This is a genomic window from Nostoc sp. CMAA1605, assembly GCF_021596505.1.
GTDB lineage: Bacteria > Cyanobacteriota > Cyanobacteriia > Cyanobacteriales > Nostocaceae > Trichormus.
In genome coordinates this window covers 1-18,992 of sequence record NZ_PJIZ01000041.1, presented here as the reverse complement: position 1 = coordinate 18,992, position 18,992 = coordinate 1, and the positions used below count along the sequence as shown (strand labels likewise).

Annotated in this window: 14 protein-coding genes and 3 pseudogenes; 8 read left to right on the top strand and 9 right to left on the bottom strand. The window is 42.7% G+C overall.

Annotated features, from left to right (window positions below):
• Positions 1-194: 194 nt before the first annotated feature.
• Positions 195-596 carry a transposase gene (locus CV014_RS30085; RefSeq protein WP_268964717.1) on the bottom strand — a complete coding sequence of 134 codons (402 nt, stop codon included), beginning with the start codon at positions 594-596 and terminating at the stop codon, positions 195-197.
• The gene (locus CV014_RS30080) at positions 569-1,087 is read right to left on the bottom strand and encodes a helix-turn-helix domain-containing protein (RefSeq protein ID WP_268964716.1); all 519 of its coding nucleotides are present in this window, start codon (positions 1,085-1,087) and stop codon (positions 569-571) included. Before CV014_RS30080 ends, CV014_RS30085 begins: the two co-directional genes overlap by 28 nt.
• Before the next feature lie 147 nt (positions 1,088-1,234).
• Here CV014_RS30080 and CV014_RS30420 point away from each other — a divergent pair.
• The 3 genes and pseudogenes from CV014_RS30420 to CV014_RS15460 all read left to right on the top strand — a co-directional run.
• Positions 1,235-1,288: pseudogene (locus CV014_RS30420) on the top strand (hypothetical protein); the annotation flags it as partial.
• Positions 1,277-1,828 (top strand): pre-peptidase C-terminal domain-containing protein, encoded by a 552-nt coding sequence (locus CV014_RS15465; RefSeq protein WP_329608394.1) that lies wholly within the window; start codon positions 1,277-1,279, stop codon positions 1,826-1,828. The pseudogene CV014_RS30420 and the gene CV014_RS15465, both read left to right, overlap by 12 nt.
• A 103-nt stretch (positions 1,829-1,931) precedes the next feature.
• On the top strand, positions 1,932-2,504 hold the full coding sequence (locus CV014_RS15460) for a COP23 domain-containing protein (RefSeq protein ID WP_236142845.1): 573 nt from the start codon (positions 1,932-1,934) through the stop codon (positions 2,502-2,504).
• 7 nt (positions 2,505-2,511) lie between these two features.
• On the opposite strand, the gene cofG is transcribed toward CV014_RS15460, so the two are convergent.
• Positions 2,512-3,519, bottom strand: coding sequence for a 7,8-didemethyl-8-hydroxy-5-deazariboflavin synthase subunit CofG (gene cofG, locus CV014_RS15455; protein WP_236142844.1), 1,008 nt, complete (start codon positions 3,517-3,519; stop codon positions 2,512-2,514).
• Between the two features lie 211 nt (positions 3,520-3,730).
• Between cofG and psbA the strand changes: the two are divergent.
• The 3 genes and pseudogenes from psbA (at position 3,731) to CV014_RS15440 (ending at position 6,379) form a co-directional block, all read left to right on the top strand.
• A pseudogene (gene psbA, locus CV014_RS15450) lies at positions 3,731-4,811 on the top strand (photosystem II q(b) protein).
• Between the two features lie 192 nt (positions 4,812-5,003).
• Complete coding sequence (locus CV014_RS15445) at positions 5,004-6,173, top strand: homocysteine biosynthesis protein (protein WP_236142843.1); 1,170 nt, start codon at positions 5,004-5,006, stop codon at positions 6,171-6,173.
• Positions 6,158-6,379, top strand: a complete 222-nt coding sequence (locus CV014_RS15440) for a hypothetical protein (protein ID WP_236142842.1) — start codon at positions 6,158-6,160, stop codon at positions 6,377-6,379. The genes CV014_RS15445 and CV014_RS15440 overlap by 16 nt, the downstream gene beginning before the upstream one ends.
• Here the strand turns inward: CV014_RS15440 and CV014_RS15435 are convergent.
• On the bottom strand, positions 6,351-7,376 hold the full coding sequence (locus CV014_RS15435) for a hypothetical protein (protein ID WP_236142841.1): 1,026 nt from the start codon (positions 7,374-7,376) through the stop codon (positions 6,351-6,353). The two genes, CV014_RS15440 and CV014_RS15435, sit on opposite strands and share 29 nt — an antisense overlap.
• 379 nt (positions 7,377-7,755) lie before the next feature.
• Here CV014_RS15435 and CV014_RS15430 point away from each other — a divergent pair, with 379 nt between their 5' ends.
• On the top strand, positions 7,756-8,649 hold the full coding sequence (locus tag CV014_RS15430; protein ID WP_236142840.1) for a tetratricopeptide repeat protein: 894 nt from the start codon (positions 7,756-7,758) through the stop codon (positions 8,647-8,649).
• A 166-nt stretch (positions 8,650-8,815) separates the two neighbouring features.
• On the opposite strand, the gene CV014_RS15425 is transcribed toward CV014_RS15430, so the two are convergent.
• Entirely contained in the window at positions 8,816-9,445 is a 630-nt protein-coding gene (locus CV014_RS15425; RefSeq protein WP_236142839.1) for a TMEM165/GDT1 family protein, read from the bottom strand.
• A 565-nt stretch (positions 9,446-10,010) separates the two neighbouring features.
• On the opposite strand from CV014_RS15425, the gene CV014_RS15420 reads away from it, so the two are divergent.
• Positions 10,011-10,604 (top strand): Uma2 family endonuclease, encoded by a 594-nt coding sequence (locus CV014_RS15420; protein ID WP_236142838.1) that lies wholly within the window; start codon positions 10,011-10,013, stop codon positions 10,602-10,604.
• Here CV014_RS15420 and CV014_RS15415 read toward each other — a convergent pair.
• The 4 genes and pseudogenes from CV014_RS15415 to CV014_RS15400 form a co-directional block, all read right to left on the bottom strand.
• The gene (locus tag CV014_RS15415; RefSeq protein ID WP_236142837.1) at positions 10,601-15,946 is read right to left on the bottom strand and encodes an nSTAND1 domain-containing NTPase; all 5,346 of its coding nucleotides are present in this window, start codon (positions 15,944-15,946) and stop codon (positions 10,601-10,603) included. The genes CV014_RS15420 and CV014_RS15415 overlap by 4 nt on opposite strands.
• Positions 15,947-16,291: 345 nt before the next feature.
• On the bottom strand, positions 16,292-17,803 hold the full coding sequence (locus tag CV014_RS15410; RefSeq protein ID WP_236142836.1) for an HlyD family efflux transporter periplasmic adaptor subunit: 1,512 nt from the start codon (positions 17,801-17,803) through the stop codon (positions 16,292-16,294).
• 17 nt (positions 17,804-17,820) lie between these two features.
• Complete coding sequence (locus CV014_RS15405) at positions 17,821-18,798, bottom strand: MvdD family ATP-grasp ribosomal peptide maturase (protein ID WP_236142835.1); 978 nt, start codon at positions 18,796-18,798, stop codon at positions 17,821-17,823.
• A 2-nt stretch (positions 18,799-18,800) separates the two neighbouring features.
• Positions 18,801-18,992 (bottom strand): annotated as a pseudogene (locus tag CV014_RS15400) (MvdC family ATP-grasp ribosomal peptide maturase); the annotation flags it as partial.

Sequence of the window (18,992 nt, the reverse complement as noted above, 5' to 3'; positions counted from 1 at the left end):
ATATATAGGACTAGGATTTGATTTCTGAAAAAACTCCGTACATCTGAAGGGACATAAAATCAAACATAGTATTTCGGAGAAACCACTCAAACATCCACTTTAAATGGCGAAATGTTGGAATTAAAGCACAAAAGCGTCGAATCCAGGTTTTCGCTTGTAACCAAATATCCTCTATAGGATTTTGCGATGGACAATTAGGAGCAAAACGAATGCAATGAATTTCCATTTTTCTGCGGTAAACCTTGATTTATCTCGCCTAAAAAGTCTTGAACTAAATGTGAACGATGATAAGAAGCACCATCCCAAATAAGAAGCAATCTTTGGTCGGGAGACTGGTCTAATAAATAACGTAAATAATCAATCGTATTCTTTGAATTACCAGCATTATATGCTTTCAAGAGTAGCTTTCCGTCGAGATAATCAACTGCACCATAATATGTCTGCTTATCTCGTTCATTAACGACTTCAATTGCTATCTCTTGGTCAGTTCTTCCCCAAACATAACCAGTTACGTCTCCCCATAATAAATGACACTCATCTATTAGTAATACTCTCAGCTTTCGTGCTTCTATCTCCTCTCTGTTGCTTGCCAGCAATGTTTCAATTTGTTTTTTTTTGCCGCCACCACCTCTTGATCAGCCTTTGGATTCAAGCCTGTAGTCTTTTTCCAACTAATTCCTGCTGCTTCAAATAAATCATAGTAACTTCGTTTCGATTCGTAGATGACATCATATTCAAATGCTAATTTATATTCCAGTTCACCCAGCTCCCAAATTTCTTTAGTTTGCAACCAACTTAATACTTGGAGGAACTGTTCATCACTCAAATAACTTTTTCTGCCTTTATAGTTTAAGCGCAAACCCAAAATTCCATTTTCCTGGTAAGCTTGCTTCCAGCTTGTTATTGAACCAACTGACACATCTAAAATTGTTTGAATTTCTTCATACTTGTAACCTTGATAAACTAGTTTTACTGCCAAAGCTTTTCTTACTTCACGAGCATCTGGATGACTATCTATAAATTCTTGTAGTTCTGCGATCACTACGTCCGCCGCAGGTATCGCCATTTCTAGATGCTGGTTTATCATTGTTCTTTATTAGACAGGTCTCTCTGACCGTATTATCTCGCAGTTTTTTTCAGAAATCAAATATGATTCCTATATTATAGCTTGTATTGATGCCCTCATAAGGTTTCTAGCGATTGCCCTCCCGGAAAGTGACAAAAGCGGGCTAATTCAGGTAACTCTGGAGGGCCTTTATTGAATGCTCAAGGAAATGTGATTGGTGTGAATTCTTTGGTAGCTACAGCACCAGTTATTGATGGCGCAGGTAATTTAGTGGCTCGCACACCCAGTGGTACGGGGATTAATTTGGCTCTTCCTGTAAGCAATGTCCAATCTTTCATAGCAGACGTACAGAACCGAAGAGTTGCGAGTAAATCTACCTTAGAACGACCAAGGGAAGCGACTGTAGCCAATATTACACTCAATGGTCAAGTAATTAATGGCAGTTTAACAACAGGCGATCGCACTTTTGAAGGCGGTAGATTTGTTAACCTCTATCAATTTCAAGGTCAAGCTAACCAACAAATAGTCATTGATATGAGCAGTCAGAAGATTAATTCATACCTCAGTTTATATCAAGTAAGTGAATCTTCTGAAAATAGAGAATTTATCAAAATAGCCGAAAACGATGATAGAAGCCCCAATGATTTAAATTCTCAAATCACCACCACTTTACCAGCAGATGGAATTTATTTCATAGTTGCCAGTTCTAATGGGCGAGGAGAAATAGGAAACTACAATTTGCGTGCAGCAGTAAACTCTTAATTGGGGATTGGGGACTGGTACTGGGTATTGGGGAAAAATTCTTTCTGTTGTCTCTTTTATCTCTTTTATTGCCATTTACTTATCAATTTTCAAGAGCATAACCATGCAGAAACAAGCATTATTCATCGGTTTAGGATTAACCGTTATCACATCTTTAAGTAGCTTATTTGTCAGCCTATCTCCTAGTTTCAGCCAATCAAATTCTGCTAAATCCCAACCCTATAAAGTTACCTTCTTTTGTCAGCCAATGTTTGATGCAGCCAGTGGTGAGAGAATTCCCGCCACTGTAGTTTGGATTCCTGAAAGAAAAGGTCATGTACGTTTCATTGCTTGGAAATCGGAATACTTTAATAAAAGTGGCTGGACACCAGAAAAACGCTGTCAGGAAGTTACAAAAAAATTCCAAGAATCTTATGATCAAGGCCGTTTAAATTACCTATCTCACGGAAAGCGCAATGGCATTCCTGTTATTTGTGCCGCTAATTCAGGAGAAACTTGCAACGCCACTAATCATCTATTTACTGTTAAATCCGACAGTGATCCCAGGGAAGTAATACAAAGACTAATGGACATTGCAGAAGGGAAAAGTGCCGAGCCACTTTTCCAAAGTTCAGGTAATCAATTGTATATTTCCGTGAAAGACTTTTTCAATAATTCTCCTCTGTTGAAAAAGTAAAACTTAACTATTGGGTAGGTTTGCTAAAGCCATAAACCACCCACATTAAGGGACTTACACGCCATTGTTTTACTAATGTTTGCAGTTCACCAGACAACCAACCATCAAACTGGGGATATATGGGTAAACGCGTTACTAATTCCCACCCCGCAGGCTCTAAAATTTCTCTTAATTCTCGTTCTTGAATATGGGGATAATCTGGGTTTACTTCATCTTTCGGGCTAATTCCGCCTAAATCTCTGGCACCAGCTTCAATACAAGCAAGTAACCATTGCTCATCTTTCACTAAATTAGGCGGAATTTGAATTGTGATATCTGACGGTAAAATCTGACGTGCTTTAGCAATCACAACTGGTAGCTGATGAGGATCAAAGGGCGGTGCGTCAAAGGTTTGCTGATTACCTGGGCTATGGGGTTGTAAGATGACTTCTTGAATATGATGATAGCGTTGATGAATCTGGGAAATAGCTGTTAATGTTTCCCAGCAATCATCAGAAGTTTCTCCAATTCCCAACAATAAGCCTGTAGTAAAGGGAATTTGTAATTCTCCCGCCCATTCTAATTGTTGCAGTCTGAGTTCTGGTAATTTACTCGGTGCGTGACGATGAACTGTCTTTAATAATGCTGGGGTTAACTGTTCTAACATTAAGCCCATTGATACATTGACATTTTTGAGTTGCTGCATCTCTGCAAAACTCAAAGGCCCTGCGTTGGTGTGTGGTAAAAAACCCATCGATAAGGCTAACTCACACAAATCATAAATTCTTTGAAACCAATCTTTACGTTTATTTGAGTGAGGACTCACTTCACCGCTAAGAATGAGAATTTCACAAACTTGCTGATTTTGCAGTCTTTTTAAGATACTCTCAGCTGCTGACAGACTTAACCAAGGGCTTTCACCAGGGTCGGTGCGAAAATTGCAGTAGGTGCAACGATTAAAGCATTCATAAGTTGGAACGATTGTGTAAGCAGGGCTGTAGCTGACAAGGGAGGCGTTGGCTAATAGTGCAGTCACAATTTTTGAGTAATAGTAAATGAACATTGTTAAGCAAAATTAATTTACTCTGTAGGCTCGAAATATCTATAAAAACTCGGTATCAGAGCTTTCCACAGGTTGAAGGCGAAAATTTTTTCTCAAAATACTTTACAAAACGCAATAGTATGGATTAAGCTATGTAACAGGTTGAGAGACCTAAACATTCATACCAAAACGTAATCATAAAAAAATGACAGCAACCTTACAACAGCGCAAGAGCGCAAACGTATGGGAGCAGTTCTGCGAGTGGATCACCAGCACCAACAACCGCCTATACATCGGTTTGGTCGGCGTATTAATGATCCCCACCTTGCTAGCTGCAACCACCTGCTTCATCATCGCCTTCATCGCCGCACCACCAGTAGACATCGATGGTATCCGCGAACCAGTAGCAGGTTCCTTAATGTACGGAAACAACATCATCTCCGGAGCAGTTGTTCCCTCCTCCAACGCCATCGGTTTACACTTCTACCCAATTTGGGAAGCAGCATCCTTAGACGAGTGGTTGTACAACGGTGGCCCTTACCAACTAGTAGTATTCCACTTCCTGATCGGCGTATTCTGCTACCTTGGTCGTGAGTGGGAACTATCCTACCGCTTAGGAATGCGTCCTTGATCTGCCTAGCATTCTCCGCACCAGTAGCAGCAGCAACCGCAGTATTCCTGATCTACCCCATCGGACAAGGCTCCTCTCTGACGGTATGCCCTTGGGAATCTCCGGAACCTTCAACTTCATGATCGTGTTCCAAGCAGAACACAACATCCTGATGCACCCCTTCCATATGTTAGGTGTGGCTGGTGTATTCGGTGGTAGCTTGTTCTCCGCAATGCACGGTTCTTAGTGACCTCTTCCTTAGTTCGTGAAACAACCGAAAACGAATCCCAAAACTACGGATACAAATTCGGACAAGAAGAAGAAACCTACAACATCGTAGCAGCACACGGTTACTTCGGTCGCTTAATCTTCCAATACGCGTCCTTCAACAACAGCCGTTCCTTGCACTTCTTCCTAGCAGCATGGCCTGTAATCGGGATTTGGTTCACAGCATTGGGCGTAAGCACAATGGCGTTCAACCTCAACGGATTCAACTTCAACCAATCAGTGATTGACTCCCAAGGTCGCGTCATCAACACCTGGGCAGACATCAATCAACCGCGCTAACTTAGGTATGGAAGTAATGCACGAGCGTAACGCTCACAACTTCCCCCTAGACTTGGCTGCTGGTGAGGTTGCTCCTGTTGCTATCAGCGCACCTGCTATCAACGGTTAATTCTTCAACTGAATAAAAATTAAAGCACTCTCCTTTCGGGGGGTGCTTTTTGATATTTAAAATAAATTAATGTAAAGCGATCGCTCCCATGATTTCCTCACTTCGGATAGGGCGATCGCTGTTATTTAAACATATCTCAGTTAGTGCAGAGATATGACCGTAGAATGAGGATGTCAAACCGCTACGTGAACAATGCGAACTATTGCGGAAATTAACGAGAAAATTCACCGTCAAACTGCGGTGGTGCTAACGGTTGAGGAATTCAAAGCACGAGTCGCGGAAATCGGTGTGAGTAAAGCGGCTAAAGAGGTGGATGTCGTCACCACTGGCACTTTTGAACCGATGGAATCGAGTGGTGCAATTATTAATTTGGGACACACCGACCCACCAATCAAAATTCGGCGTTGTTGGGTGGATGGTGTACCCGCCTATACTGGCTTTGGCGCAGTCGATTTATATTTAGGTGCTAGCTGTGCTGTAGACACAATGGACGGGGAAGAAGTTAGAGAAAGAGGTGGCGGCCATGTGATTGAAGATTTAATCGCAGGTAAACCCATTCATGTGCGCGCTCAAGGACAAGTGACAGATTGTTATCCTAGAGCCAGTTTTGAGACTTCTATTACCCGCGACACGATAAATCAGTTTTATTTATTTAATCCCCGTAATCTTTATCAAAATTTTATTGTGGGGGTGAATGGAGGCGATCGCCCATTACATACCTATCTCGGCCCCTTGCAACCGCGTTTAGGTAATGCCGTCTATTCTAACCCTGGGGCAGTTTCTCCCCTCTTCAATGACCCCAACTTACAACTGATTGGCATCGGCACGCGCATTTTCTTAGGCGGTGGTGTGGGTTACGTGGCTTGGGAAGGTACACAACATTTTCCCTTACAAAAGCGTCTCGCCAATCAAACACCCATCGGCCCGGCTGCGACTTTAGCCTTAATTGGGGATGCTAAACAAATGGATAGTCGTTGGGTCAGGGGTTGTTATTTTAAGAGTTATGGCCCTTCCTTAATGTTGGGTGTCGGTGTACCCATACCTTTATTAAACGAACAGGTTGTAGAACACTGCGCTGTGCAGGATCAAGATTTAGTTGCGCCGATAGTAGATTTCTCGATTCCTCGGCGAGTACGTCCGACATTTGGCTTGGTGAGTTACGCCCAGTTAAAATCCGGGCGTGTCACCATTGAGGGTAAAACAGTCAGAGCTGCTCCTTTAGCCAGTATGTTTTTATCTCGACAAGTTGCCCTAGAGTTAAAACAATGGATTGCAGCAGGCAGTTTTACCCTCACCGAACCAGTAGCCCCAATTCCAATGGAAAGGTCATTTATGCCCCAAGACCATTGGAGAGACTTTTAAGGCTGGGGACTAGGGACTGGGGACTGGGGACTGGGGACTGGGGACTGGGGACTGGGGACTGGGGACTGGGGACTGGGGACTGGGGACTGGGGGAGAAAATACAATGCCCAATACCCAATGCCCAATGCCCAATGCCCAATGCCCAATGCCCAATGCCCAATGCCCAATGCCCAATCCCTACTCCTGGGTTGGTTTTGGTCGTTTAATCGGCTTGGGAGTAGGTGTAGAACTGGGCGAAGACGAAGACGGTTTTGGTAAGGGTTTAGAAACTACCGAGGAATCGCCGCCTGTTCTCTTGACGGGACGTGGAGTTTCTCCAGGTCTTCTGGGGGGGAATGGTCTTCTGCTACCGCCACCAGCACCGCGAGGGCCACCGCCACCTTTGAAGGGGGGTCTACGTTTTTTGGGTAAATCAGCGATCGCTTCTGCTGTTTCTATTACCAATCCGTCAGCTTCTCGCTTGGCTTGGAAGTCCCAAAACTTGCCTACGGCTTTGGTGGTCAGTACACCCCGTAATTTCAATTTGAAATACTTGGGTTTATCTGTCGGTTTACGTGGAGCTTGCTTAATTTTCACTACTAAGCTTTTTGAGTCAAAAGACTGGTAAACCACTTCTCCACGGACGGAAAAACCTCCATCGGGAATATGAGATGAAGGAGGTGGGTTTGTGGCTTCTTGACTTTGTTCTTTTGAACTATTATCGGGTGTCTGTGATGTTTGTGCCTCTGCTTCTGCTAAATTTTTAGCAAGGTTTTCAGGCTCCCACACGCCGACAATTTGAATGTGTAAGGTGTCATTCTCTTGTCTGGTGCGGGGATAAACTACCCACAAATGGTCTTTTTCTAGGTCTAGGTGATTTTTGACTAAGCTCATAATCCGACCTAACAAGACAGAGTTTAGTTCTACACCATCTGGGGTGACTAAAACACCTTGGGTAAAATGTTCATCGCTGGCTTGGTAGCGTCCCCGGACTAAACCAATGGCACGATACTGCATTGGTTCGCTCGGCGGTGGTATTGGCTGTTGACGGTCAGCTAGGTTTTCATGGGTGTCGGTTTCACTGGGTTTAACAGATGAATTCTCAATCTGAGAGGGCTGGGTTGCGGCTAATTGAATGTTAGCGGCTGCCTCTTTGGTAGTTTGAGGTTCATTGGAAGCAAAAGAGTGAGCGGAATCAGGCGAAGGCATCAGGTCGGAATTCATAAAAACTCCTTGCGGCGGAGACACATCCCATTGTGGGATTTTACTAAAGCATCTGGAAAGAGCGTTTGTGTGGCTGATGAAAGTAAATTGACTTTTCACAAAATCACAACAGGACGCTCTATACAATTTTAAAGACGCTAGATTAGTAATTCATGATCTAAATGTGTAATCTAGCGTCTTTAGACTAGTTACGGAAGCATATCATAGCTTCTGTTTTGATGGCTCTTCCTAAAGTCATCACTTAATTTACCAGTGCTAATAATCAATTGTTATAAAATTCACAGATAATTGGCGGTATTCCGCACAGTTTTGGAAATTTTTAACTTTCGAGTTTGTGTGAATAATAATGGGATGAGAGTTTTGGAGGGGGGTAAAAATCGTGTCTCAACCGCGCAATCGCTGGATAGTTCAGCTAATTCTAGCACTGGCAGTGCTGACTTTTGTGGGTATTTCCTTAGTTCCCATTTTCGGTGCGCTTACTAAAACTTCATCTTCAACCCCCAGTTCTACTACCAGTCCTGGTAGTGTGGCTGCTACAAACCAAACAACTAAGTTGCAAGATGAGGTACGGGGTTATGAGTTGGTTTTACAAAGAGAACCAGAAAACCAAACTGCGCTCAAGGGGTTATTACAAGCAAGGTTACAACTTTTGACTTTAAAGCAGGGTGATATTAATGGGGTGATTGAACCTCTAGAAAAGCTAGCAAAACTTAATCCTCAGCAGTCAGAGTATAGCGTGTTACTTGCTCAAGCTAAACAGCAGATTGGTGATAAGGAAGGAGCAGCTCAAGCTTATCGGGCTGTTTTAGACACAAAACCAGGGGATTTGAAGGCTTTACAGGGTATGGTGGCTTTGTTGTTAGATCAACAACGTCCAGAGGCGGCTGTAGGCTTGCTACAAGAAACTTTGACTAATGCTGCTCAAGAGAATACTATTCAACCAGGCAGTGTAGATGCGGTGGCTGTACAGGTACTACTGGGAAATGTTCACGCTACCCAAAAACGCTATCCTCAAGCTATTTCTACTTTTGATCAGGCAATTAAGAAAGCTCCCCAAGATTTTCGCCCAGTTTTGGCAAAGGCGATGGTGTTAAAGGAACAAGGTAAGCTGACAGAAGCAAAACCTTTGTTTGATAGTGCTGTGGCTTTAGCTCCCGCACAATACAAAGATGAAATCAACAAAGCTGCCACTGCATCAGCAACACCTACAGCCGCACCAACCACCCCAACCACACCAACCACACCAACAACCACTACACCAACTACACCCTAAAGTATGTCTAAACCATGAAAAAAGAACAGTCCTTAAAAATTAAGGGCTGTTTTTTTGAATTTTGTAGGCGCAAGCTAATGCTTGGCAACGCTACCGTGTTCGCCAAAGGCGTTCTCGCAGAGTACCCGTAGGGAATTTTGAATTTTGAATTTTGAATTTTGAATTGTTAAGCTCCCTCAATAGCAGCAACCACGCCAAAAATCAAAAATAGGCATCCGCCAGCAAAGGTGAGTTGACGCTCAGAAATGCGTCCAGCAATCATTTTGCCACCAATAACAGCGATCGCAGCGCAAATGGCATGACCTAAAATTGCTCCTATGGTGACACCAATGGCATTATTACCTGCGGCTAGGGCAATGGTGGCAATTTGAGTGCGATCGCCCCATTCTGCCATGAAGGTGAGAACAAAGGCTTCTGTCAAAATTGATAAGGGTGTTTTTTGCTTGGGTAGCTGCAATTCTGCTTTTTCGACTGCGGCTTGAGCTTCTGCAATTTCTTCCATCATTTCAGCTTTCTCGGCTTTTGCCGTCATTTTCATGGCTTGGTACAACAGCTTTAAGCCAAAGGCGATAAATAAAGCAATTTCAGCGTAATGGATATAAATTTTGGGCAATAATGAAGCCGCTTGACCAAATAACACTGAAAGGACAGTCATGGCGGCTAAGGCAGCTACTACGCCTGCAAATACCAATCTTCGTGAGTGGTGCATTGCCAAAATCATGGCGATGAAAAATGTTTTATCGCCTAACTCTGAAACTGTAATTAGTAATAAACCTGCGGTAAAAGCTGCTAGCACTCTCTCAAGCTCCTGAATAATCGTGTGTCATGTGAGCTTGATGAATGCCAAAAGACCCCACCAAGCTCACAAGTGTTGTTTGTGAACTTAGTGAAGGTCTCGCTACCAAATCTTTGTTATTTGTCATCTGAACCAGGCTCATCGCCAGTGTGTTGATTCAGATGTACTGGCGAATTTTATGCCAGTAGCTACTCCCCTTCTATCTAGGGCAATCTTATATCTATTTGTAGGGATGAGTCAACTAATTTTAGATTTTAGATTTTGCGAAAAGTTCTGTAGGCGGGTTTCCCGCCGTAGGAAACTTTTCAAGACGGATTTTGGATTGACTGCACCTACAAGGGATAAACCATTTGGGAACACCAAAAAATAGGTTATCCCAAATAAACAGCTTAGTAGGGTGCGTCAGTATGAATAATCTCTTGGTATAGTTAGGTTTTCTCGCACTGACGCACCCTACAGTTTGGATATTTTTTTATCTGGAAGTCCCTTGAGGATTTTAGATTTTTTAAAATTGGAATTACAATTGGTAAATTGCCCTCCGCAGCGAATCCGACTGGAGACTAACATGACACCAGCAACCATCATCGCTACAACCGCAAAAGAATCACCCCTGTTGTTTGAGGGAATGACTTGGAGAGAGTTCAAAGCAGTTGAGGGGTTGTTAGACCGTCCAGGCTATCGGTTGTCTTTTCTGGATGGCGTTTTGGAGATTAGGAGAAGGCTAGGAGAAGACCACGAAACTGTTAAGGAAAGAATTGGTGCGTTATTAGAACTTTATCTACTTATAGCAGGGTTTGATTTTACTCCTACCGGCTCAATGACGCTAGAAAGTGAATCTGGTGCTGTTAAACGAGAGGCTGACGAATCTTATAAGCTTGCTCCTGGGAAAGTACGTCCTGATTTGGCGATTGAGGTGGTGTTTTCTAGTGGTGGTATTAATAAGCTAGAGGCTTACAAGCGGCTGAAGATTCCCGAAGTTTGGCTTTGGGAAGATGGGGTTTTAGATGTCTATCATTTGCGTGTAGATGACACTGGAACTTACTATGAAAAAGTTTCTCAGAGTGAAGAAGTGAAAGGGATAGATTTAGAGTTATTATTACGTTGCATTAACATAGTGAATCATGTAGATGCTATCAAAACTTTTCAACAGTCGCTTTAATTACAAAGGGTGCGATCGCCTGGGCTAATATTGCTGTTATGCTCAAGATAATTATGAATGCGGGAGCATCCTTGCTGCATCAAGTTATCTAAATCTAAATTCCACAGCGTTACCCCAGAGTTTTCGCCACCACTGATGAGTAATTTACCATCAGGACTCAAACTCACACTATTCACTTTCTCGGAATTTCCTGAAAGTGTGGTGAGTAATTTACCGTTTGCAATATCCCAAAATTTGATGGTATTGTCAGCACTACCAGAAGCGAGAATTTGGCTATCTGTTGTAAAAGTGATGCTAGTTACACCGTCTGTATGTCCGGTGAGGGTTTGCATTAATTTGCCGTCTGGTATTTGCCAAATTTTGATGGTATTATCCCAACTGGCCGAGGCTAATATTTTACCATCTGGGCTGAATTTGACAGAGGCGATCGCTAAACCATGTCCCTGGAGATTTTGCAAAAGTTTACCATCAGTAACTTGCCAAATTTTTATTGTTTTGTCGTCGCTACCTGTCGCTAATATTTGACCATTGGGACTAAAATTCAGACTAGTTACTACATCCTGGTGTCCTGTAATATTTCTCAGCAATTGACCATTGGATAATTGCCAAATTTTGATAGTTTTATCAGCACTTCCAGAAACGATTGTCTGATTATCAGGACTAAAACTAATGCTGGTAACTCTATCTTGATGGCCTTTTAATGTTTGGAGTAATTTTTTGGTTGGAATATCCCAAATTTTAACAGTTTTATCAGCACTAGCTGTTGCCAATAGTTTACCATTGGGACTAATATTAATAGCTTGAATTATATCTTGATGAGCGAAAAATGTAGTTAATTGTGACGCATTGACAATTTTCTCTCTGCGCCAAATAGTAACTTTACCATCCCAGCCAGCAGAAACAAAAGTTTTACCGTTTGGACTAAATTGTAAATCCTGCACATTATTTAAAGCTGATGTCATCTCAGATTTTATTTGCCAGAGTCTAATAGTTTTATCTCTACTAGCAGAAGCAATGTATTTACCATCAGGACTAAATTTTACATCTTGAACTTGTTCACCGTGTCCAGAGATAGTTTTAATTAATTTACCATCTAATCGCCAAAGTTTAATAGTCTTGTCAGCACTAGCAGAAACTATTAGTTGACTATTGAGGCTAAAATCAATGTGGTTTACTTGGTTATTGTGTCCGAGCAAAGTTTGCATGAGTTTGCCTTGTTCATTCCACAATTTAATCGTTTGATCACGACTACCAGTAACTAAGTATTTACCATCATGACTAAACTGTACACAGGTAACACTGGCTGTGTGTCCAGGCAAAGTTTTAATTAATTTACCGTTATCTGTGCGCCAAAGTTTTAATAATTTATCTTCGCCACCAGAGGCAATTATTTTACCGTCTGGGCTAAATGTGATAGAATTCACCCAACCATTATGAGCAATCCAACTATTAATTAATTTCCCGTCAAATCGCCATAATTTAATAGTGGAATCGAAGCTAGATGTAGCAATCATCGAACTATCTGGACTAAAAATAATATCAGTGATCACATTGGTGTGAGCCGGAAGATTCTGGATGAGATTGATACATCTTTGGGATAAACATCTAGCATCAAAAGCATAGATTTTTAGACTATAATCAGCACTAGAGACAGCCAAATATTTACCGTTAGGACTAAAAGCGATCGCGGTTAATCTTGATGGTGTAATAATATTCTCAATTAATCGACCGTCTTCAGACCAAATTTTGATTGTACCGTCATCACTAGCAGAAGCTAAAATCCGTCCATTGGGGTGAAAAACTATGGCGTTTACCTGTTGCTGATGACCAAGGAAACGATTAATTTCCTGAGTGCGCGCCATAGCTTGTTGAAAAGTTGCGGCTGTGGTGATTTGGATATCTTCAGCAGGTGCAAAAACTCGTTTGAGTGCGCGTCGGGCTTTGATACTAGATATGACACTTTCTAATTGTTGATGAGATAACAAAAACGCCTCAGAAGCAGAATTTAAAGCAGTTATTTCTCTTAATTGGGCGGCGCGTTGTTGTGTATAGGCTAAACCACCAAAGCCACTAGCAGCAATTCCTAAAACGCTGATCACAGCTATAGCTTTTTGTGCTTGTCTGAGACGTTTTTTCTGTTCTAATTGTTGTTGTTGCCGAGCATCTAAACAAGCAGCAATAAAATTTTGGACATCTACAGATAATTCATCTGTGTATTTAACATAGATTTCCTCAGCTTCCGCTAAACGAACACCTTGTAATAAAAAATCTGACAGCTCATGATTTTGTTTCCAAAGAGCTGCGGCTTGCTCAATTTGACGCTGCGATCGCAGTCTACTACGATTTTCCTCCAACCACCAGCGCAACGTTGACCAGTGGCGAATGAGGATTTCGTGCGCTACTTCAATGGTAACGGGGGAGGCAGGGGTGCAGGGGTGCAGGGGAGCAGGGGAGGCAGGGGGAGCAGGGGAGGCAGGGGGAGCAGGGGAGGCAGGGGAGGCGGGAATTTCTACCTTATCCCCAGTCCCCAGTCCCCAGTCCCCAGTCCCCAGTCCCTCTTCTAAATTCACCACGACTAATTTCGCCGCCGTTAATGCTGCGAGTGTTCTTTCTACCAGTTCATCAGGATATTTCTTGACGACTAACTCAGATTTCAAAACCCTGCGTCTGGTGTCTTCTGTGCCTTCGCCTAATTGCGTCAGTGACAAAAAAATCCATCTTGCACATTCTTGCGCTTGTGGGTCTAAATTTTTGTAAACTTCCTCGGCTTTGCGTTCCAGTGCGCCTTTAATTCCGCCAATTTGTTGTTGATAAGCTGTCAGCGTCAGTTCTCCACTTTGGCGGTATTCCCATAATTGTTCTAAGACAAATTCCAATAGGGGTAAATCTCCCGCCGAGTGGTTTAAATCTTGCAGCAGAATTTCCACTAGTCCTGACTCGACTTTTAAACCCACTTGTTCGGCGGGGTTAATAATCACACGGCGGTAGTCGTCATCACTTAAAGCGGGTGGAACTAATACACTAGACTGCTGCAATAAATTAGCGAGTTTAGGTACTTCCAAGCAAGGAGCAATAAAATCGGCTCTTAAGGTCAGCACTAACTTAAATTTATCAGAGGCGTACTCGATCGCACCCAAGACTAATTCTAAAAATCGCTGTCTATCTTCAGTGGGTGCAAGGGTAAATAATTCTTCAAATTGGTCAATTACTAACACCACCACCGGTTCTGGACGACTCCGCAGCCAATACACAAAGCCTTCCACTCCCTGGTAAAGCATGGCTTCTAAAAGGAGGGCATGGGGCATGGGGCATTGGGCATTGGGCATTGGGTATGGGGCATTGGGCATTGCTCTTTCTTCCATCTCCTCCCCTGCCTCCCCTGCCTCCCCTGCCTCCCCTGCCTCCCCTGCCTCCCCTGCTCCCCCTGCCTCCCCTGCTCCCTTGCCCCCCTGCCCCCCTGCCTTCACGTCCCCTAAGCGTCGCGCTAAGGCCTCTAGGGGGCGTGCGCCGGGACGGATGGTTTTAATTAACCAGGAGTCGCTATTGGGGATTTGTTTTCCTAGACGTAGTTGTGCTGTGAGTCCGGCTTGGACTACGGAGGATTTCCCACTACCTGATGCACCGACTACGGCTAAAAATGAGTGGTGGGTAATGTGTGCTATTAATTGCTGCGTTAGGGATTCTCTACCGTAAAAATACTGAGCATCTTCTTCACTAAAAGCTTTTAACCCCCGATAAGGGCAAATTTTTAAATCTAAGGCTGTGGGTTTTTGTTGGTTGTGTGCGCTGGTGGTGGCGGGGATGATTTCAATTACGCCTTGTGTTGCTGATAACCAAATTTGTAGGGGTGGAATGGGGGTGATTTGTGGTTGTGTGGCTAGATGAATTTGTAATTGTGTAATCCACGCTGCTACTGATAAACCATTGGCGGTGGAAGCTATTTTTAAGGTGTCGATGAGTCCTTGGGCAAAAAATTCTGGGTTGGCTTTGGGACTAGTTGCAGCGATGATACATTGTCCGGTGGCGGAGTTTAATTGTAAGTCTTCTATCCAATCTGGCAAAGATATCTGATGTGTTCCAACTTGACAATCTAAAATAATAATTTGTTGTGTAGCGGCTGAACGACGCAATTGTTGTCTGAGCCAAGAACGACTCAACCAAATATCATCTAATAAAACTAATGCGGCTTCTCCTGTGGGGGTTTCTTCTAGTCGTCCCCGCAGATATAACAAGACAGTGATAGCTTCTTCTGTTTGATATTTTTGTGTTTGATTGGTAGAAAATAAACATTCTTTGATGGCTTCGCGGATTTCTTGATTATTAGTATTAGTTGTGCGGGGTAAATATGCTAATTCAAAAGCACCCGCACCACCCAAAACTTTACTGAAATCTATTGCTATTTGTGAACCGATGATACCTTCAATGACTAAGGCTTTTCTAGTGGAAATAGATACAGCGATCGCCGGAATTTTTCCGATAATTAATTCCCCAATCCCTTCGACGATGCGTTTTGGCGTTTGTAGGGGATATTCACTATACAGTTCTGTATCACCTTTACCGCGTTTTTGTTGGTTAATTAATCTTAGTTGTTGGTTGGTTTTATCTATATATTGTAGGGTTTGGTGATAAACGTAGCGATATAAGCCGTCAGCCGAAATTACCCCTTGCTGATCAGCCGCATCCCCACGCAGTCCCCGCATTAAATAATATGTGAATACACCATGTCCCAGTTCGGGAAATTCCCATGATAGCTGCTCTGTATCACAAGATAGTAAAGCATAAAAACCTTTACTTTTAGCGGCGCGTTGTTGTAAAACCGCTAATAATTGCGGCGTGGGATTTAAACCCCGTAATGTCATCCCACCACTATGACAAGCATCTAACCAAATTATCTGATTTTGTACGCCACTATTACTTAAAAGTTCTAATAATTCTGAAACGGCTAAACCTGTATTTTCTAAGTTATCTTTTTGGGTATCTGCTAAACACAAAAATGCTTGTTGTGTTTGTGGCTGTAACATTCCGTGACCGGAAAAATAAAATAAAATTGTATCTGTGGCTTGAGCCGTAGATGTAATTTGTTGTAAGCGAGTGCGAATATTAGTTAACAGTGGTAATTCTGTCGCAAAATCATGGTAAATATTGATTTGTTTTTGGATAAATTGTTCTTGAGTTGCTGCTGTCAAAGCTTCTGCTAAGGCTTGACAGTCAACTGCGGCATAACGCAGACATGGCAGTTGTGTATCCTGATATTGATTAACTCCCACTAGCAGCAGCCAGAGTTTGGTGGTGACTGTGGCTTTGGTTTGATTGGAACTACTAGTAGCAACGGCGCGTGGCATATATTGGGGACTGGGGATTTGGGACTGGGTTATACCAATTTAAAATAAACTTTGCTCTCCTTCCCTTGTAGGGAAGGGGTTGGGGGTTAGGTTGGAAAGTAATACCAATTCTCCAAAATTAAGCAACAGATGCAAAGCTTGAAACCCAGATGGTATCTGACTTTCTTAATTGCGAATTGCGTTAGCGAAGCGGGACGAAGTCCATTGCGAATTGCGAATTGGTATAAGTTACACAAGATGTTAATTAGGATATCAGGGTTAGTTTATTTTAATGTTCATTAATGGCTTAGGTTTGTCACCGTATTTTTATGCAATCAGACGGGTTGAAAGAGATTTCAACCTCTACTACACATCAGTCAATAATCTGGCTTTTCTGAGAATAAAATTAAACACTGTTTCTTCAGAAGAGATAATATCAGCTCTACCTTCCATCCCAGATTGAATCACACATTGACGATCGCCTGCTGTTAAGACTTGTGTTTCTGGCTGGATGGTAACTTGATAAGTGCCTGTGCTGCCACCTTGATCTTCGGCTGAGATGGTGTCTGGGGAAATGGTTTGCACTTTGGCTTTTAAAGTGCCGTATTCGGTGTAAGGACAGCTAGAAAGACGCACTTGCACTTGCTGTCCCTTCTCCACTTTCCGAATATCTTGATTACCAACTAGTGCTTTAATTACTAACGGTGATTGACTGGGTGCAATTTGGGCTATGGTATCCCCAGAACGCACTATTTGGGCATTATTTCGCAGTTTCAATTCCTGAATTATACCTGATGCAGTGGCACGAATGACTGTATTGGCAATATCGCGGTTAATTTGCATCAGGTCTTGGCGGTTACTACTGGCTTGCTTTTGAATTTCGAGTTTTTGTTGAATGAGTTGTTGTCGTTCTTGATTGAATTTCGCCAAACTAATTCTACTGCTGGCTGTTTCGCTGGCAATTCTTTCTTGGGTGATTGTGACATCTGCGTCACTGGGATTTAAGCCTGTATAGGCGGCTTTGAGTCTCGCTGCGGCGGCTGCTACGGCTTGTTGTTGTTGCAGGATGCTTTGTTGACGTTCTTCTACGGTGGCTTGTTGTGCTGCTAGCAGTTGTTGTTGTTGTTCTACTGCTAACTGTACTTCTTGAAATTGATCCTGGGAAAGTGAACCAGATTGTACTAAGGGTTGATATCTATCTCGTTTCGCTTTAGCGGCTTTTAAAGAAGCTACACTAGAATTTAGAGATGCTTCGGCAGATTTTAACTGTGCTTGGCTTTTTTGTATCTCTTTTTGCGCTTGCTGGAGATTGGCTTTAGCTTCATCAACTTGGGTGACGGAAGTTACTTGTCTATTCTCTAAGTCTCTGCGGTTGCGGTTGAGTTCGGCTTGGATGGATGCAATATTGCGATCGCGTCGGGATTGTTCGGCGGTAATTTGCTGATCTAAAGCTATAATTTGAGCATCTATTTGCGATAGTTGCAGTCTAGTTTGCTGAATGTTGATTAATAGTTGCTGTTTTTGCGTTTGCAGTCTGCGATCGTCAATGATGGCGATGATATCACCTTGATTCACTCTTTGATTAACTTGCACAGTAATATCTTTAACTGTCCCCTCAATGGGAGATTGTACCAGACGCAGTTCTCCACTAGGACGAATCGTTGCTGGTGCTTTAATGGTGACTTTGTACTTGAGTACACCCGCTAAGGCAATACTCACCGCAAAAATCCCCAGCAGTACCACGCCGCCTAAAGTTGTCCATTTACTAATCGGTGGTAGAAACTCGTTAGGCGTAGCGAGGTGCAGAGAATCTGGATTAGTGATTTTCTGGGGATGATTGGGAGAATCAGCAGGCGAAACTAAATTCACATCAGCCATAATGAGTAATTATTGTGTCATGCACCAGATTGAGATAATAACACTTGTGCGATCGCTTGAGAAATTGGGAAACCAGGACAACGTTCCAACCAAAAGAATTCTCCCACGGGATTAACTTCTAAAAATACGTGACGCTGATCAGGAGTTAAAATCACATCAATTGCCCCATAATTTAACCCAAAGTGAGCCATTAATTTCAGCAACTTTTCTTCTATGTCTTGGGGTAAAGTATAGGGTTTCCAAGCATTAAGTAAAGCCACGCCTTGTTTACGCCAATCGTATTGTGCCTTATCCAAAGCTTGGGAATCAACCGCCGCCGCAAATACCTGTTTACCCACGATAGTAATCCGCAATTCTAAGGCTTTAGCTACCTTTTCTTGAAACGTCATCGGACAAAAACGTAAGCCTTCTAAATGATCTAAATCTGCTGCTGAGACTGGATTTGTAAATACTACCTGTTCTTGTCCTTGTTCATCGTAAATTGCAAAGGAAGAAAGCATTTTGCTAATCATCCCTTGCGGACATTCTTGGGCAAATTGTTTCACTGCAACGGGGTTATTTGTCGTTAATGTGCGTGGTGTATCTAAGCCGATTTCCCTGGCTACTTGCAGTTGTAATTGTTTATTATCAGCACGACGAATATGAGGTAAAGGATCAAGGTGAAAACCTTTAATACTAGCAATCATTCCTTGAACGGTGACGCGAGACTCTTGGATAGAAGCTTGGCGTAGTTGTTTATCCATTGTGTTGGGAATCTTTGCACCTATGGCGATGCGTCGATACCAAACCGCCGATACTTCGTCTAAATCGAGGCTTTGCTCATCAGCAGTGAGGATACATTTTTTACCATCACCATAATAAACATCTAACTGCACCTCTGTCGGAAATCTATCTGTATTAAAGCGAAATGCTTTACCTCCTTGTGCTTTGATGGCTTGCATTACCAGAGAAATACTCTCATTATCTTGGCTATGGGTGATAATTAATACGCTCATAATTATATTGGGAAATTACTCACTAAAGTTTCTGCGATCGCATCTGCAATGGGATAATCTAAATCTCTCTCCAACATTCCCCATTCACCATTAGGATTCACTTCTAAAAAAATGTGTTCTCCATCTGGTGTGACAATAAAATCAAACGCCCCAAATCTTAACTCTAAACGTCCCATAAATTCCCTCAGACGATG

What these genes read in the sequence shown, in the direction of transcription:
- CV014_RS15405 (WP_236142835.1), bottom strand. Translation starts at nt 18,798, where the DNA reads ATGAGCGTATTAATTATCACCCATAGCCAAGATAATGAGAGTATTTCT.
- CV014_RS15410 (WP_236142836.1), bottom strand. Translation starts at nt 17,803, where the DNA reads ATGGCTGATGTGAATTTAGTTTCGCCTGCTGATTCTCCCAATCATCCC.
- CV014_RS15460 (WP_236142845.1), top strand. Translation starts at nt 1,932, where the DNA reads ATGCAGAAACAAGCATTATTCATCGGTTTAGGATTAACCGTTATCACA.
- CV014_RS15445 (WP_236142843.1), top strand. Translation starts at nt 5,004, where the DNA reads ATGCGAACTATTGCGGAAATTAACGAGAAAATTCACCGTCAAACTGCG.
- CV014_RS30080 (WP_268964716.1), bottom strand. Translation starts at nt 1,087, where the DNA reads ATGATAAACCAGCATCTAGAAATGGCGATACCTGCGGCGGACGTAGTG.
- CV014_RS15415 (WP_236142837.1), bottom strand. Translation starts at nt 15,946, where the DNA reads ATGCCACGCGCCGTTGCTACTAGTAGTTCCAATCAAACCAAAGCCACA.
- CV014_RS15420 (WP_236142838.1), top strand. Translation starts at nt 10,011, where the DNA reads ATGACACCAGCAACCATCATCGCTACAACCGCAAAAGAATCACCCCTG.
- CV014_RS15435 (WP_236142841.1), bottom strand. Translation starts at nt 7,376, where the DNA reads ATGAATTCCGACCTGATGCCTTCGCCTGATTCCGCTCACTCTTTTGCT.